The organism is Kribbella sp. NPDC006257 (assembly GCF_040613535.1).
Classification (GTDB): domain Bacteria; phylum Actinomycetota; class Actinomycetes; order Propionibacteriales; family Kribbellaceae; genus Kribbella.
The window spans coordinates 128315-142413 of record NZ_JBEXSJ010000007.1 but is presented as its reverse complement, the minus strand read 5'-3'; the positions used below and the strand labels follow the sequence as shown (position 1 = coordinate 142413).

Sequence of the window (14099 nt, the reverse complement as noted above, 5' to 3'; positions counted from 1 at the left end):
CCGGTCTGGCTCCGGTCGGGCATGACCGGGCCAGACCGGGGATCTACGGCATGTCCTTCGTGATGTCGATCGTGGCGAAGGAGCGGAGCGGCTGGACCGTGCCGGTGAGGATCGGGTCGGCCCTCCGGTCGCCCAGCAGGTATCGCCGGAAGAACGCTGACAGATAGGTAGATGCCACCAGGCGCTGCTGAGTTTCCGTCAGTTGCTTGTCAGCTCTGTGAGGATCGTCATCTGACGTGCAGTAGCCCGGCTTCGGCGGGCTCGGGGTCGCCGCGTCGTCGTACGCACCGACCTGGCCGCTCGACGGCGACCACTGGGTGTTGTAGAAGTCGTGGTTCGCACCACGCACGTAGTACTCGTAGAGCGGTGCTTTGTTGTGCGCATTCAGGTAGCGAAGGTGCCCCTCGACGGCGCGGTCACAACTGCCGACGAAGTTGGCGACGGGGATGTTGGTGATCCGGTACGGCGTGTACTCGGGGTTGTCCGGGTTGTCGTCAGGCGCATAGGGCTCGGCGGGTGCGAGCGGCACCACCGCCTTGATCTTCACTCCGGTCGGCCATCGCGCTTGGTTCACATCGGCAGCGAAGAGCAGCGTTCCCCGCCCGCCACGCGAATGACCCATCAGCCCGACGTTCGCCAGATCCGCATGCCCGCGAAAGTCGATCGGCCGACCGTGATCGAGGACCTTGCCGGCCAGCGGACCGCCGCCGGTCGCAGTGAGTTCCTGCCACAGCGCCAGATGCTTGCTGATCAAGGCGGCTCGTGCGGCGTCCTGCTCTTGGCCGAGGTAGTTCGGCTCGACGCCCTTGGCGCTGATCGAGATCACGATCATGCCCTGCGCGGCGAGGTCCTCGCCGAGATAGTCGTAGCCGCGTTGACTGGGCAGCGGCGGGGTTCCGGGAGCACACGGCCAGGCGGCGAGCTTGGAGTAGTCCTGGTCGTCCCACGCCTTCCGGTCGGCGCAGGTGATCCAGGAGCCGTGCGACATCAGTACTACGGGATAGCGGTGGCGGGCGAGGTCTTTCGGGTAGTGGACGACGGCGGTCAGCTCGGCGCGGTCCGACGTACCGTCTTCGCGGGCGGGTAGCTGGAAAGCGGTGTCGCCGAGGGTATAGGTGGCGGTTCCGACCAGATGGCGTGCTGATGCTTGGGCGGTAGTTGCCGTCGGCACCAACATCGCGCAGGCGATGACGACGGTCAGCAGTTTCCTCATGTAGCTGCGACGCTGCGCGAACCCAGCCGGTTGTCAGGTCAGATGTCAGCAAATTGTCCGCCGGCCGCCATCAGCAACTCCCACCGGTCGCACCCCGCCACCGCCGTTGCCCGCAAGCATCCCACCCCCAGCCGACAGTGCCGGGGCAGCCCATGCCAGGAGCCCGACCGCCCATTCCGCTGCCGACGTCCACTTCCCGGCTCGAGCCGGTAGGTCGCGCGGCGTTCGGCGGGTCGAGCCGGTAGGTGGAAGGGGACCGGCGAGTCGAGCCGGTAGGTGGAAGGTGGGTGGAGCGGCTTCGCGTGAGGGGAAGGACGCGCCGCGGCGATGACCGGTTGTCAGCGGCGGGGTGGTTTGGTGCGGGTGCGGCGGATGGTGTCGCGTTGGGTTTCGCCGACGGCGCGCTCGTAGGCGAGGACCAGGCCCTGGATGGTCACCGGCTTGAAGCGCTCGACGAGCTGCTGGATGTGTTCCGGCGGTCCGCCCGAGGCGCGGTAGTGCGGCCAGACCTTGGCCCGGAAGACGTCCGTCAGCTCCTCGGCCAGGGCCCGTCCGTGCTCGTGGAAGATCCGGGTGATGTCCAGGACCGCATCGACCGGCAGATCGAGGTCGAGCAGCTCCACCCCGAGGCTCAGGTGCGCGGTCGCCACCTGGAACACGTCCTCGTCCGGGGTCGGCTCGACGACACCCAACGCGACCAGCATCTCGATGTCGTCGTCGGACAGCTCCCGCCCGGTACGCCGTACCAGTGCCGTCCGATCCAGCGTCTCGGGCAGGTCCCGCATCCACGGCGTCAGCAGCGTCCGGTGCAGCGCGATGTCCTGCGGTGTCGCGTCCTTCGGGATCCGGTCGAGATACCCCTCGATCGCCGACAGCGTGAACCCGTGCGCCTGCAGCTCCCGGACGAGGTCGAGACGCGCGATGTGCTCGGGACCGTAGTACCCGACGCGCCCCCGGCGTACCGGCGGTGGGATCAGCCCGCGACCCGCGTAGAACCGCAGCGTCCGCACGGTCATCCCGACCCGGGCGGAGAGCTCGTCGACGGTCAGCGTCGCCTCGCTCGGCGAGGAATCGGCGGGAACCGGTGACAAGGGCATGGCGGAGATCATAGTGGCCCCCCTTGACCACTATGACACCATCACTGTCACAATCGACCTGACCGATCCAGCACGGCATGACGACGGGATCAGCATGACCAGTGAAGCCTTCCTGTACGACGCGTTCCGGACACCACGAGGCCGGGGCAAGGCCACCGGTGCCCTGCACGAGGTCAAGCCGATCCAGCTCATCACCGGCCTGCTGACCGAGCTGCGCACCCGGCACCCCGAGCTGGACCCGGCCGTGATCGACGACGTTGTGCTCGGCGTGGTCACCCCGATCGGCGACCAAGGCATGGATATCGCCCGTACGGCGGTGCTGGCGGCCGGCTACCCCGAGACCACCGGTGGCGTCCAGCTCAGCCGGTTCTGCGCCTCGGGCCTCGAAGCGGTGAACCAGGCCGCGCAGCGGATCCGCTCCGGCTGGGAGGACTTCATCCTGGCCGGCGGCGTCGAATCCATGTCGCGCGTCCCGATGGGCTCCGACGGCGGCGCCTGGGCGATGGACCCGGAAACCGCGCTCAACACCAACTTCATCCCGCAAGGCATCAGCGCCGACCTGATCGCCACGATCGACGGCTTCTCCCGGACGGACGTCGACGCGTACGCCGCGGAGTCGCACGCGCGCGCCGCGAAGGCCTGGGCCAACGGGTACTTCGCCCGCTCGGTCGTCCCGGTCGTCGACCGCAACGGCCTGCCGATCCTCGACAACGACCAGCTGGTCCGGCCGGGCACCACCGTCGAGACGCTGGCCGGGTTGCCGGCCTCGTTCGCGGCGATCGGCGAGCACGGCGGCTTCGACTCGGTCGCACTGGAGAAGTACGTGAAGGTCGAGCGGATCGACCACGTGCACCACGCGGGCAACTCGTCCGGCATCGTCGACGGTGCCGCGCTGGTTGCCATCGGCAACGAGAAGGCCGGCGAGGCACTCGGCCAGGCACCGCGCGGCCGGGTGGTCGCGGCAGCCGTCAGCGGCGCGGATCCGACCATCATGCTCACCGGGCCGGCCCCGGCCGCCCGCAAGGCGCTGGCCAAGGCCGGGCTCGAGGTGAGCGACATCGACCTGTTCGAGATGAACGAGGCGTTCGCCGCGGCGGTCATGCACTTCATGGCCGACCTGGGCGTCCCGCACGAGAAGGTGAACGTGAACGGCGGCGCGATCGCGCTCGGCCACCCGCTCGGCGCCACCGGCGCCATGTTGATCGGCACCCTGCTGGACGAGCTGGAGCGCCGTGAGCTCCGGTACGGGCTGGCCACCCTGTGCGTCGGCGGCGGCATGGGTGTCGCGACCATCATCGAGAGGCTTGCGGCATGATCGACTGGACCAACAACGACGGTGTCGTCACGCTGACGATGGACGACCCGGACGCCTCGGCGAACACGATGAACGACGCGTACGTCGCGGCGATGGGCAAGACCGTGGAGCGCCTGCAGGCGGAGAAGGACTCCCTCAAGGGTGTGGTGATCACCAGCGCCAAGAAGACCTTCTTCGCCGGCGGCAACCTGGAGATGCTGTCCCAGATCCAGCCTGAGCACGCGGCCGAGGTCTTCGCCACGATCGAGGAGGTCAAGCGGCAGCTCCGGGTGCTGGAGACCCTCGGCGTACCGGTCGTTGCCGCGATCAACGGTGCCGCCCTCGGTGGCGGGCTGGAGATCGCGCTCGCCTGTCATCACCGGATCGTTGCCGACGACAACCGGATCGAGATCGGCGTGCCCGAGGTGACGCTCGGCCTGCTCCCCGGCGGTGGCGGCGTCACCCGCACGGTCCGGATGCTCGGTCTGCAGGACGCCCTGATGAAGGTGCTCCTGCAGGGTCAGCGGATGAAGCCCGCGCACGCCCGGTCGGTCGGCATCGTCGACGAGGTCGTCGCTCCTGACGACCTGCTCACCAGGGCGTACCAGTGGATCGACGAGTTCGAAGGCGAGGCCAAGCAGCCCTGGGATCGTGACGGCTACAAGATCCCGGGCGGTACGCCGGCCTCGCCGAAGCTGGCCGCGTTCCTCCCCGCGTTCCCGGCCAACCTGCGCAGACAACTCAAGGGCGCCCCGTACCCGGCACCGCGCGCGATCATGAGCGCCGCCGTCGAGGGCAGCCAGGTCGACTTCGCCACCGCCTCGCGGATCGAGTCCCGGTACTTCGTCTCGCTGGCGACCGGCCAGATCGCGAAGAACATGATCAACGCCTTCTTCTTCGAGCTCCAGGCGATCAATGCCGGGGCGTCGAGGCCGGCCGGCGTTCCGCAGTACCGGGCCCGGAAGGTCGGCGTACTGGGGGCCGGGATGATGGGCGCCGGGATCGCCTATGTCTGCGCGAAGGTGGGGATCGAGGTCGTGCTGAAGGACGTCTCGCTCGAGGCCGCGGAGAAGGGCAAGGCGTACTCCGAGAAGCTGCTGGCCAAGCAGCTTCAGAAGGGCCGGACGACGCCGGCGAAGGTCGAGGAGTTCCTCAGCCTGATCACGCCGACCGCCGACCCGAACGACCTGGCCGGATGTGACCTGGTGATCGAGGCGGTGTTCGAGAGCGAGGAGCTCAAGCAGAAGGTGTTCGCCGAGATCGCCGGCGTGGTCGAGCCCGACGCGCTGCTCTGCTCGAACACCTCGACGCTGCCGATCACCTCGCTCGCCGACGGGATCGACCGGCCGGACGACTTCGTCGGGATGCATTTCTTCTCGCCGGTGGACCGGATGCCGCTGGTCGAGCTGATCGTGGGGGAGAAGACCTCGGAGCGTGCGCTGGCCAAGGCCTACGACGTGGTCCGGCAGATCAAGAAGACGCCGATCGTGGTGAACGACAGCCGGGGCTTCTTCACCTCGCGGGTCTTCGGCACGCTGGTGATGGAGGGTGCCGCGATGGTCGCCGAGGGCGTGAACCCGGTGACGATCGAGCGGGCGGCGACCCAGATGGGCTTCCCGGCGCCGCCGCTGGCGATGATCGACGAGGTGACGCTGACGCTGCCGATGAAGATCCGGGACGCCGCGCGGGCGGCCGGCGGCAGTGCGGGCGCCTTCGACGATCACCCGGGGATGGCAGTCGCCGAGCGGCTGGTGACCGAGTTCGACCGGAAGGGCAAGGCGGCCGGCGCCGGCTTCTACGACTATCCGGCGGATGGGCCGAAGCGCCTGTGGCCGGGGCTGTGGGAGCACTTCGTCAAGGACGAGGTCGACCCGCCGTTGATCGATCTGCAGGAGCGGATGGCGTTCGCGATGTCGCTGGAGACGGTGAAGTGCGTCGAGGAGGGTGTGCTCCGCTCGACGGCCGACGCGAACATCGGCTCGATCTTCGGCATCGGCTTCCCGCCGCTGCACGGTGGCGCCTTGCAGTACATCAACGCGTACGCCGGTGGGCTGCCCGGATTCGCCGAGCGCGCGCGGGCACTCGCATCGGCGTACGGGGAGCGTTTCAACCCGCCGGCCTTGCTGGTGCAGAAGGCCGAGGCGGGGGAGAAGTTCTCCTAGAACTCCCGGCGACCGGGATCGGCGAAGCTGCCGAGGTAGGTGAGCGCCGCGTCGAGGGAGTTCCGGAGCGGATCGGCGCGGCGCAGGGTCTGGCTGAGCAACAGGCCGCCCTGGAGTGCCGCGAGCAGGGACTGGGCGAGGGCGTCGGGATCGGCGTCCTCGCGCAGGTCGCCCCGCGCCCGCATCGCATCCAGCCCGCGCCGGAACGCCTCGAGCCACCGCTCGAACCCCCGCGCCAGATCACGCCGGGTCTCGTCGTCGGACTCGACCAGCTGTCCCGCCAAGGAGCCGAAGTCGCAACCGCCTTGGAAGCCGCGGGCGGTCTGCCGCTCGACGACCGTCGCCGTCCACTGCTGCAGGGCAGCGAAGGAGTCGAGCTCGGGGAGCTCCAGCATCTTGTCCGCCTGCCAGGCGATGACGTCTTTGATCAGCGTCCGCTTGTCGCGGAAGTAGTGGGTCATCTGTGACCCGCTGACACCGGCCGCCTTCCGCACGTCCTCGATCTGGGTACCGGCCACGCCCTTCGCCAGGATCAGCTCGGCGGCTACGGCCAGTATCCGGGCCCGGGTCGCTCGTCCTTTGGCCGTCAGCTCTGGCATTCGTCCACTCTAGCCCGGGAGTGGGATCGCCATCCCATAAACCGATGCGCGATGATCAAAGGTGTTCGAATGTGGCGCTTGATGTGCGTCCATGGCGGATTTGTTGTAACACCTTGGTTGCTCGATCTTGCGGACCGCGGGATTTTGGGTCAGTGTGAAGCCGCTTCTCCAACGATTCACCTAGCTGTTACGTCGCTGTCACTGGACGATCTCCGCCAGGTCGTGCTCGAACTGTCACCTGATCGGCTCTGTTGCGATGTTTGAGTTAGTTGTAACGTGTCCGAAACCGGAGATGCTTAACGCAGTTAAGTAACTCTCCGGAACCGCTAGCGCCGCAGGGCCGCGGCGCCGCTTTCGGAGGTGTAATCCATGCCTGCTCACATGCCGTCCGCCGGAATGTCCCGGCGCGACCTGCTCAAGCGCACGGGTGGCCTGGCCGCCCTCGCCGCTCTCACCGCTGCCTGCGGGAGCAATACCGGCCGACCATCGAACTCCGGGGGCGGCGGGGGCAAGGTCAACCTGTCGCAGTGGTACCACCAGTACGGCGAGGCCGGCACCCAGCAGGCCGCGACGAAGTACGCGAAGGCGTACACGGAGGCGAACGTCTCGGTGCAATGGACACCGGGCGACTACGGCAGCAAGCTCGCCTCGGGCCTGCTGTCCAGCAGCGGTCCGGACGTGTTCGAGAGCCAGCTCAACATCGCGATGGTGAAGAGCAACCAGGTGGTGGCGCTCGACGACATCATCGCGGACGTCAAGGACGACTTCACGCCGGGTGACCTGGCCACCAACACCGTCGACGGCAAGGTCTACGGGATCCGGATGATCGTGGATCCCCAGGTCATCTACTACCGCAAGAGCCTGCTGGAGAAGGCCGGGATCAAGCCGCCGGAGACCGTCGACGACCTGATCAGCGCCGCGAAGGCGCTGACCACGAACAAGGTGAAGGGCATCTTCGTCGGCAACGACGGCGGTCTCGCACTCGGCGGGCCCGCGCTCTGGTCGTCCGGCGGTGCCTATCTGACCGACGACAACAAGCCCGGCTTCACCGGTGAGCGGGCGGCTCAGGCCTTCGGCAAGCTGCACGAGCTGTACGCCAGCAAGAGCGTCCTGCTCGGCGCGCCGACCGACTGGACCGACCCGAGCGCGATCGTGCAGGGCCTGGTGGCGATGCAGTGGATCGGGATGTGGGCGCTGCCGGCGATGCAGAAGGCCCTCGGCGACGACCTCGGTGTGATCGCGTTCCCGAAGCTCGACGCGCAGGGCACGCCGGCCGTGTACTCCGGCGGCTGGACCCAGTTCGTCTCCGCGAAGAGCCCGAACGTCGACGCCGCGAAGAAGTTCGTCAAGTGGCTGTGGATCGACCAGTCGGAGTACCAGGAGGACTGGTGCCTCAACTACGGCTTCCACATCCCGCCGCGCAAGAGCCTCGCCGCCAAGGCCGCCAAACTGCAGGCGGGCGCCGCGGCCGAGACCGTCAAGCTGACCCAGCAGTACGGCCACACCGACAACCCGGCGTGGACCCCGAAGATGGGCACGGCCTTCGGCGACATGCTGACCAACATCATCCGGAAGGGGTCCGACCCGGCCGGTGAGATCGGCAAGGCCGAGAAGACCGTGAACGCCGAGCTGCAGCGGCTGTTCGGATGAGCACGCGCACCGCGCCGGCTCCTGCCACCAGGGAGCCGGCGCGGAAGGGCGCCCGCCGGAAGGGGATCGCCGGCACCACGCTGTGGTTCTGGCTGTTCGTCGGGCCGTTCGTGATCGGCCTGCTGATCTTCTCCTACCTGCCGATCATCTGGAGCCTGGTTCTCAGCTTCTTCGAGGCGCAGAACACGGTCACCCCGTCGAAGTTCGTCGGCCTGAGCAACTACGTCGACCTGCTCACCGACCACGACTTCCTGTCCAGCCTGGCGACCTTCACGGTGTTCGCGATCTTCATCGTGCCGCTGACCTTCGTGCTGTCGCTCGCGCTGGCGTTGCTGGTGAACCAGGTGAAGATCGCGCGGGCGTTCTTCCGCTCGGTGTTCTTCCTGCCGACGGCCTGCTCGTACGTCGTGGCGTCGCTGATCTGGAAGCTGTCGATCTTCAACGGCGTCCGGTTCGGCCTGGCCAACACCGTGCTCGGCTGGTTCGGCCACGACGGGATCGCCTGGCTGTCCACCATCGACCCACCGTGGTACTGGATCCCGATCGTCACGGTCCGGCTCTGGCTGCAGCTCGGCTTCTACATGATCCTGTTCATCGCCGGCCTGCAACGCATCTCGCCGACCCTCTACGAGGCGGCGTACGTCGATGGCGCGAAGCCTGGCTGGCAGACCTTCCGCTACATCACGCTGCCCCAGCTACGCGCCACCTCGGTCGCGGTGCTGATCCTGAACCTGATCGCGGCGTACCAGGCGTTCGACGAGTTCTACAACCTGATCGGCAACGTGAACTTCGCCCGGCCGCCGCTGGTCTACCTGTACGGCATCTCGCTCGGCCGGATCCAGGATCTCGGCCACGGTTCGGCCGGCGCGCTGATCCTGGCCGTGATCATCATGCTGGTCACCCTGCTGCAGAACAAGATCTTCGGCTTCGGAAAGGCGGGCGACTGATGGCCGCCATCGAACGCACGACGGGCACACCGCAGCCGATCGGCTACTCCCGGAGCACGCTCGGGATGGTCGCCCTGGTGCTGCGCTGGATCGCCTTGCTGATCGCGGTGATCCTGTTCCTGCTGCCGTTCTACCTGATCCTGCGCAACGCGTTGTCGACCGAGGCCGACATCACCGCGCCGTCGTGGACGTTGTTCCCTTCGCATCTGCAGTGGGGGAACTTCTCGGAGCTGTTCAACGATTCGACCGTGCCGATGGCAAGGGCGATGTACAACTCGGCGGTGGTCGGCATCCTCGGTACCGGTGGGCAGTTGCTGCTGGCCTCGATGGCGGGGTACGGACTGGCCAGGATCCCTTACCGGCATGCGGACAAGGTGTTCTACGCGATCGTCGTGACGCTGATGATTCCTGGTGCGGTGACGTTCATCCCGAGCTTCATCGTGGTCTCGTCGCTGGGCTGGGTGTCGACACTGCGCGGGCTGATCATCCCGACGTTGTTCAGCGGGTTCGCGGCGTTCCTGTTCCGGCAGTACTTCCTGAACTTCCCCAAGGAGCTCGAGGAAGCGGCCCGGGTGGACGGGGCCGGGTATTTCGGGACGTTCTGGCGGATCGTCGTACCGAACTCGCTGCCGTTCTTCGCGGCGCTGGCGGCGATCACGTTCATCGGCAACTGGAACTCGTTCCTCTGGCCGCTGGTGATCGGGCAGGACTCGTCGTCGTGGACGATCCAGGTCGCGATGTCCACCTTCGTGACGGCTCAGACGATCAACATCCACGAGCTTTTCATGGCGGTCGCGGTCTCGATCCTGCCGCTCGTCCTGATCTTCGCTTTCCTCCAGCGTTATCTGATCCAGGGCGTGACCCAGTCGGGGATCAAAGACTGAAAACCCTCGCTTCGCTCGGGGCGGGCGGGGGGCGTGACCCGGTCGGGGATCAAAGGACTGAAAAACCCTCGCTTCGCTCGGGGCGGGGCGGGGGCGTGACCCAGTCGGGGATCAAGGACCGAGAGAGCCGCGGCGGGGGTCCCTCTGAGCGGGCCCCCGCCGCGTTCGGTCTACTCGGCGACCTGGTACGTAGGGGTGATGATGGCGCGGGCCAGGGTGTGGAAGGCGAGGTTGAAGCTGACCACGGCCGGGCTCACGTCGGCGTCGACGTCCAGCGCCTCGATGTCGATCGCGTGCACCACGAAGTAGTAGCGGTGCACCTGGTCGCCGGCCGGCGGCGCGGCACCGCCGTACGACTTCATGCTGTAGTCGTTGCGGACGTGGAAGGCGCCGTTCTCGAGCCGCTCGGGTGCCCCGGCGCCGGTCGGCAGCTCGGTGACGGAGGCCGGCAGGTTCACCAGCACCCAGTGCCAGAAACCGGACGGTGTCGGCGCGTCCGGGTCGAAGCAGGTGACGACGAAGCCCTTGGTTCCGTCCGGGAAGCCGGACCAGCTGAGCTGCGGCGACTTGTTGCCACCGGCAAACGCGAAGTCGTCGCCGAGCGGTTCGCCGTCGGCGACGTCGCTGCTGGTGACGGTGAATGACGCGACCTCGGGGAGCAGTGTGTAGGGGTCCGGCTTGACTGGCCGATCGAGCGACATCCGTGATCCTCCGGAGCTGGGGTTCGATGTGGTGATTCCGACATTACTGTCCACCGCTGAGCGGACCTGGCGGGGGCGCGTCGGTGGGGATGGCGACCTCGTTGTCCACAGATCGGGGGAGCTGGCCGAACGGGGGCGGTGGGGATGCGAAGATCGTCCTGGTCGCGTCCAGGCGGCCGTACGACGGAAGTCGACCCCGGCGCTGCCGAGGACCGGCGGTGACGGGTTGTCGCGTGAGCGTTGCGTTCGGGAGCTGTGAGCCTGCGCGGCACGGGACTTGACGAGGAGGACCTGCGGTGGAGGAGTACCTGACCGGGATCGAACCGGCCGACGAGACGGCGATGCGAGCGGCGACCGAGCGTCAGCTCAGCCTGACCAAGCCGGCCGGCTCCCTCGGCGTACTGGAGGAGCTCTCGATCCGGATCGCCGGGATGACCGGGGTCTGTCCGCCGGTGGTGCCCGCGCCTGCGGTCGTCACGGTGTTCGCCGCCGATCACGGTGTGCATACACAGGGCGTGTCCCCGTGGCCGCAGGAGGTGACCGCGGCGATGCTGGCGAACTTCGCCAGTGGGGGCGCGGCGGTGAACGCGTTCGCGGCCAACAACCGGGTCGATGTCCGGGTGGTTGATGTGGGTGTCGCCTCCGATGTCGAGGCGCTGGACATCGTGCACGCGAAGGTGCGCGCCGGGACCCGCGATCTGTCGGTCGGCAAGGCTCTGACGCCGGACGAGGTCCAGGCGGCTGTGACGATCGGCTTCGAGTTGGCCGGCAAGCTGGTCGGCGACGGCTACAAGTGCCTGCTCACCGGCGACATGGGGATCGCAAACACCACGGCATCCGCGGCTCTGATCGCCACCTTCACCGGTGCTACAGCTGCGGAGGTCACCGGTCGCGGTACCGGCATTGACGACGCGACGCTCGCTCACAAGACCGAGATCGTGGCGGCGGCGCTCGCGCTGCACGACGTACCGGCGTCGGACGCCCTGGGCGCGCTGGCGGCGTACGGCGGCCTGGAACACGCTGCTCTGGCCGGCTACATCCTCGGCGGCGCCACCCACAAGGTCCCCGTCATCCTCGACGGCGTCATCGCCGGCGCCGCAGCCCTGGCAGCCCAGGCTCTCCGCCCCGCCGCCATGGACTACTGCGTAGCCGGCCACCGCTCCGCCGAGCCAGGCCACGCCATCGCCCTGAAATCCTTGGGCCTCCAACCCCTCGTCGACCTGGACCTCCGCCTAGGCGAAGGCACCGGCGCCGTCCTCGCCTACCCCATCCTCACCTGCGCGATCCGAGCCCTCACCGAAATGGCCACCTTCGAATCCGCCGGCATCGCAGCAGGTGAGGACGCAAGCGCCGCGGCTGACGGGGGAGCTGCGTCCGCGGACTCCGCTCAGGGCTCGGCAGGTGCCGCCAGCGCTAGCGCGACTTCCGCTGGTGATGACGCGTGAGTGAGCGGGCGCCTTATTTGTCCGGTCTGGTGTTGACGGGGCGGCGGGTTGTTGTGGTGGGGGGTGGAGGAGTTGCTCAGCGGCGGTTGCCTCGGTTGTTGGAGACGGGGGCGCAGATCGATGTGATCTCGCCGGCGATCACGCCGACCATCGAAGGGCTGCTGACCAACCCGGATCTGCGGTGGGTCGAGCGGGGATATATGCCGGGCGACTTGGACGGCGCCTGGTACGTCGTGGTGGCGACCGATGACGCCGCGGTCAACGATCAGGTCTCGGCCGAGGCTGAGGAGCGCCGGATCTTCTGCGTGCGCTCCGACGACCGCTCTCGCGCGACGGCGTGGACCCCCGCGTCGGGGCAGCACGATCACGTGACGATCGGCGTACTGGGTGGTGGGGATCACCGGCGATCGGCTGCCGTCCGGGACGCGATTCTCGAAGAATTGCGAACTGGTGCGCTCGGTGCTCGCGACTCGTTGGACAAGAAGCCCGGGGTGTATCTGGTCGGCGGTGGCCCCGGCGATCCGGATCTGATCACCGTGCGTGGCCGCCGCCTGCTCGCTGAGGCGGACGTGGTGGTCGCGGACCGTCTGGCCCCACAGCCGTTGCTGGAAGAGCTGCACCCGGATGTCGAACTGATCGACGCGGCGAAGCTTCCCCGCGGGCGTTCGGCGCAGCAGGAGGAGATCAACCGGATCCTGGTCGATCGCGCCCAGCAGGGCAAGGTCGTCGTACGGCTCAAGGGCGGCGACTCCTACGTCTTCGGCCGCGGTTTCGAGGAAGCGATCGCCTGCGCCGAGGCCGGCGTCCCCTGGACCGTCGTCCCGGGCATCACCAGCTCGATCTCGGTGCCCGCAGTGTCCGGCATCCCGGTCACCCACCGGGGAGTAACGCACGAGTTCACCGTCGTCTCCGGCCACATCCCGCCCGGCCACCCGGACTCGCTGATCAACTGGCCCGCACTCGCCCAGCTCCAGGGCACTCTCGTCCTCCTGATGGCGGTCGAGAACCTCCCGAAGATCGCAGAAACACTGATCCAGCACGGCCGAGCAGGTGCCACCCCGGCCGCCGCCATCGCCGACGGCACCCTCCCCGGCCAGCGCATGGTCACCTCAGACCTGGCCAACATCGCTGCCGCCATGTCCACCGAAGGCATCGGCGCCCCCGCGATCGTTGTCATAGGCAACGTAGTAGAAGTAGCCAAACTGGTCCGCCCATGACGTTGGTGCCGGTGGAGGATGCGGGGGACTCGCGGCTGGGGGATTATGTGCAGTTGCGGGAGGTGAATCTTCGGCGGTTGCTCGAGGAGGAGCACGGGCTGTTCATCGCCGAGGGGGACAAGGTGATCCGGCGGGCTGCGGATGCCGGGTACGAGCCGCGGTCGTTCCTGTTGGCGCCGCGGTGGTTGGAGTCGCTGGCCGACGTACTGGAGAAGTGGCCGGCAACTCCCGTGTACGTCGTGTCGGAGGAGCTGGCCGAGCAGGTCACCGGATTCCACGTGCACCGCGGCGCGCTCGCGTCGTACCGGCGTCGTCCGCCTGCCTCGCTGGAGTCGCTGCTGGATGCGATGCCGACCCAGGCGCGGGTTGCGATCCTGGACGACATCGTCGATCACACGAACGTGGGTGCTGGATTCCGCGCGGCGGCGGCGATGGGCGTTGACGCAGTACTGGTGACGCCGACCTGCGCGGATCCGCTGTACCGACGCTCGGTGAAGGTGTCGATGGGGACCGTGTTCCAGGTGCCGTGGACGCGGCTCACCTCCTGGCCGGGCGACCTCCAGGTGCTGCAGGATCGCGGCTTCGTGGCGGCGGCGTTCGCGCTGTCCGACGATTCGATCAGCCTCGACGAGCTCGCGGCCAAGCACCACGACCGCCTCGCGCTGATCTTCGGCACCGAGGGCCACGGCCTGAAGCACCATGTGCTCGAACGGGCAGACGTGACGGTCCGGATCCCGATGGCCGGCGGCGTCGACTCCCTCAACGTCGCCTCCTCCGCCGCGGTGGCCTTCTACGCCACCCGCCCCGCCGGACAGAAATAGGCGGCGGAACCGTCCGCCGTGTGGGACTCTCGGAAGGGTGATCGCCTCGACCGGAGGCGCCGGGGGAGG

The 14099-nt window shown here is 67.9% G+C and carries 12 protein-coding genes; 8 read left to right on the top strand and 4 right to left on the bottom strand.

Annotated elements, in window-relative coordinates; genetic code table 11:
* Nucleotides 1-43: 43 nt before the first annotated feature.
* Both ABZ004_RS11155 and ABZ004_RS11150 read right to left on the bottom strand, forming a co-directional pair.
* The gene (locus ABZ004_RS11155; protein ID WP_355679656.1) at nucleotides 44-1213 is read right to left on the bottom strand and encodes a hypothetical protein; all 1170 of its coding nucleotides are present in this window, start codon (nucleotides 1211-1213) and stop codon (nucleotides 44-46) included.
* A gap of 338 nt (nucleotides 1214-1551) precedes the next feature.
* A complete protein-coding gene (locus tag ABZ004_RS11150; RefSeq protein WP_355679655.1) occupies nucleotides 1552-2310 on the bottom strand; it encodes a MerR family transcriptional regulator in 759 nt (252 codons plus the stop codon).
* Between the two features lie 94 nt (nucleotides 2311-2404).
* Here ABZ004_RS11150 and ABZ004_RS11145 point away from each other — a divergent pair, with 94 nt between their 5' ends.
* Together ABZ004_RS11145 and ABZ004_RS11140 are read left to right on the top strand one after the other, a co-directional pair.
* Nucleotides 2405-3625: an acetyl-CoA C-acetyltransferase gene (locus ABZ004_RS11145; RefSeq protein WP_355679773.1), complete on the top strand. Its 1221-nt coding sequence runs from the start codon at nucleotides 2405-2407 to the stop codon at nucleotides 3623-3625.
* Nucleotides 3622-5766: a 3-hydroxyacyl-CoA dehydrogenase NAD-binding domain-containing protein gene (locus ABZ004_RS11140; RefSeq protein WP_355679654.1), complete on the top strand. Its 2145-nt coding sequence runs from the start codon at nucleotides 3622-3624 to the stop codon at nucleotides 5764-5766. Before ABZ004_RS11145 ends, ABZ004_RS11140 begins: the two co-directional genes overlap by 4 nt.
* Here the strand turns inward: ABZ004_RS11140 and ABZ004_RS11135 are convergent.
* On the bottom strand, nucleotides 5763-6365 hold the full coding sequence (locus tag ABZ004_RS11135; protein ID WP_355679653.1) for a TetR/AcrR family transcriptional regulator: 603 nt from the start codon (nucleotides 6363-6365) through the stop codon (nucleotides 5763-5765). The two genes, ABZ004_RS11140 and ABZ004_RS11135, sit on opposite strands and share 4 nt — an antisense overlap.
* A 369-nt stretch (nucleotides 6366-6734) precedes the next feature.
* Here ABZ004_RS11135 and ABZ004_RS11130 point away from each other — a divergent pair, with 369 nt between their 5' ends.
* The 3 genes from ABZ004_RS11130 to ABZ004_RS11120 are packed head-to-tail and all read left to right on the top strand — an operon-like array spanning nucleotide 6735 to nucleotide 9846.
* Complete coding sequence (locus tag ABZ004_RS11130) at nucleotides 6735-8015, top strand: sugar ABC transporter substrate-binding protein (protein ID WP_355679652.1); 1281 nt, start codon at nucleotides 6735-6737, stop codon at nucleotides 8013-8015.
* Nucleotides 8012-8962, top strand: a complete 951-nt coding sequence (locus ABZ004_RS11125) for a sugar ABC transporter permease (RefSeq protein ID WP_355679651.1) — start codon at nucleotides 8012-8014, stop codon at nucleotides 8960-8962. The genes ABZ004_RS11130 and ABZ004_RS11125 overlap by 4 nt, the downstream gene beginning before the upstream one ends.
* Nucleotides 8962-9846 carry a carbohydrate ABC transporter permease gene (locus ABZ004_RS11120; RefSeq protein ID WP_355679650.1) on the top strand — a complete coding sequence of 295 codons (885 nt, stop codon included), beginning with the start codon at nucleotides 8962-8964 and terminating at the stop codon, nucleotides 9844-9846. The genes ABZ004_RS11125 and ABZ004_RS11120 overlap by 1 nt, the downstream gene beginning before the upstream one ends.
* Nucleotides 9847-10016: 170 nt before the next feature.
* On the opposite strand, the gene ABZ004_RS11115 is transcribed toward ABZ004_RS11120, so the two are convergent.
* The gene (locus tag ABZ004_RS11115) at nucleotides 10017-10547 is read right to left on the bottom strand and encodes a YbhB/YbcL family Raf kinase inhibitor-like protein (protein WP_355679649.1); all 531 of its coding nucleotides are present in this window, start codon (nucleotides 10545-10547) and stop codon (nucleotides 10017-10019) included.
* A gap of 296 nt (nucleotides 10548-10843) precedes the next feature.
* Between ABZ004_RS11115 and cobT the strand changes: the two genes are divergently transcribed.
* From cobT to ABZ004_RS11100, 3 genes are read left to right on the top strand one after another with little or no spacing between them, the layout of a single operon-like run.
* A complete protein-coding gene (gene cobT, locus ABZ004_RS11110; RefSeq protein ID WP_355679648.1) occupies nucleotides 10844-11992 on the top strand; it encodes a nicotinate-nucleotide--dimethylbenzimidazole phosphoribosyltransferase in 1149 nt (382 codons plus the stop codon).
* On the top strand, nucleotides 11989-13209 hold the full coding sequence (gene cobA, locus ABZ004_RS11105; RefSeq protein WP_355679647.1) for a uroporphyrinogen-III C-methyltransferase: 1221 nt from the start codon (nucleotides 11989-11991) through the stop codon (nucleotides 13207-13209). Before cobT ends, cobA begins: the two co-directional genes overlap by 4 nt.
* Nucleotides 13206-14030: an RNA methyltransferase gene (locus ABZ004_RS11100; protein ID WP_355679646.1), complete on the top strand. Its 825-nt coding sequence runs from the start codon at nucleotides 13206-13208 to the stop codon at nucleotides 14028-14030. The genes cobA and ABZ004_RS11100 overlap by 4 nt, the downstream gene beginning before the upstream one ends.
* Nucleotides 14031-14099: the final 69 nt, after the last annotated feature.

Bases quoted from the DNA above. Each gene is read 5' to 3' on its own strand.
- ABZ004_RS11100 (WP_355679646.1), top strand. From the start codon at position 13,206: ATGACGTTGGTGCCGGTGGAGGATGCGGGGGACTCGCGGCTGGGGGAT.
- ABZ004_RS11145 (WP_355679773.1), top strand. From the start codon at position 2,405: ATGACCAGTGAAGCCTTCCTGTACGACGCGTTCCGGACACCACGAGGC.
- ABZ004_RS11140 (WP_355679654.1), top strand. From the start codon at position 3,622: ATGATCGACTGGACCAACAACGACGGTGTCGTCACGCTGACGATGGAC.
- ABZ004_RS11155 (WP_355679656.1), bottom strand. From the start codon at position 1,213: ATGAGGAAACTGCTGACCGTCGTCATCGCCTGCGCGATGTTGGTGCCG.
- ABZ004_RS11115 (WP_355679649.1), bottom strand. From the start codon at position 10,547: ATGTCGCTCGATCGGCCAGTCAAGCCGGACCCCTACACACTGCTCCCC.
- ABZ004_RS11125 (WP_355679651.1), top strand. From the start codon at position 8,012: ATGAGCACGCGCACCGCGCCGGCTCCTGCCACCAGGGAGCCGGCGCGG.
- ABZ004_RS11135 (WP_355679653.1), bottom strand. From the start codon at position 6,365: ATGCCAGAGCTGACGGCCAAAGGACGAGCGACCCGGGCCCGGATACTG.
- ABZ004_RS11130 (WP_355679652.1), top strand. From the start codon at position 6,735: ATGCCTGCTCACATGCCGTCCGCCGGAATGTCCCGGCGCGACCTGCTC.
- ABZ004_RS11150 (WP_355679655.1), bottom strand. From the start codon at position 2,310: ATGCCCTTGTCACCGGTTCCCGCCGATTCCTCGCCGAGCGAGGCGACG.
- ABZ004_RS11120 (WP_355679650.1), top strand. From the start codon at position 8,962: ATGGCCGCCATCGAACGCACGACGGGCACACCGCAGCCGATCGGCTAC.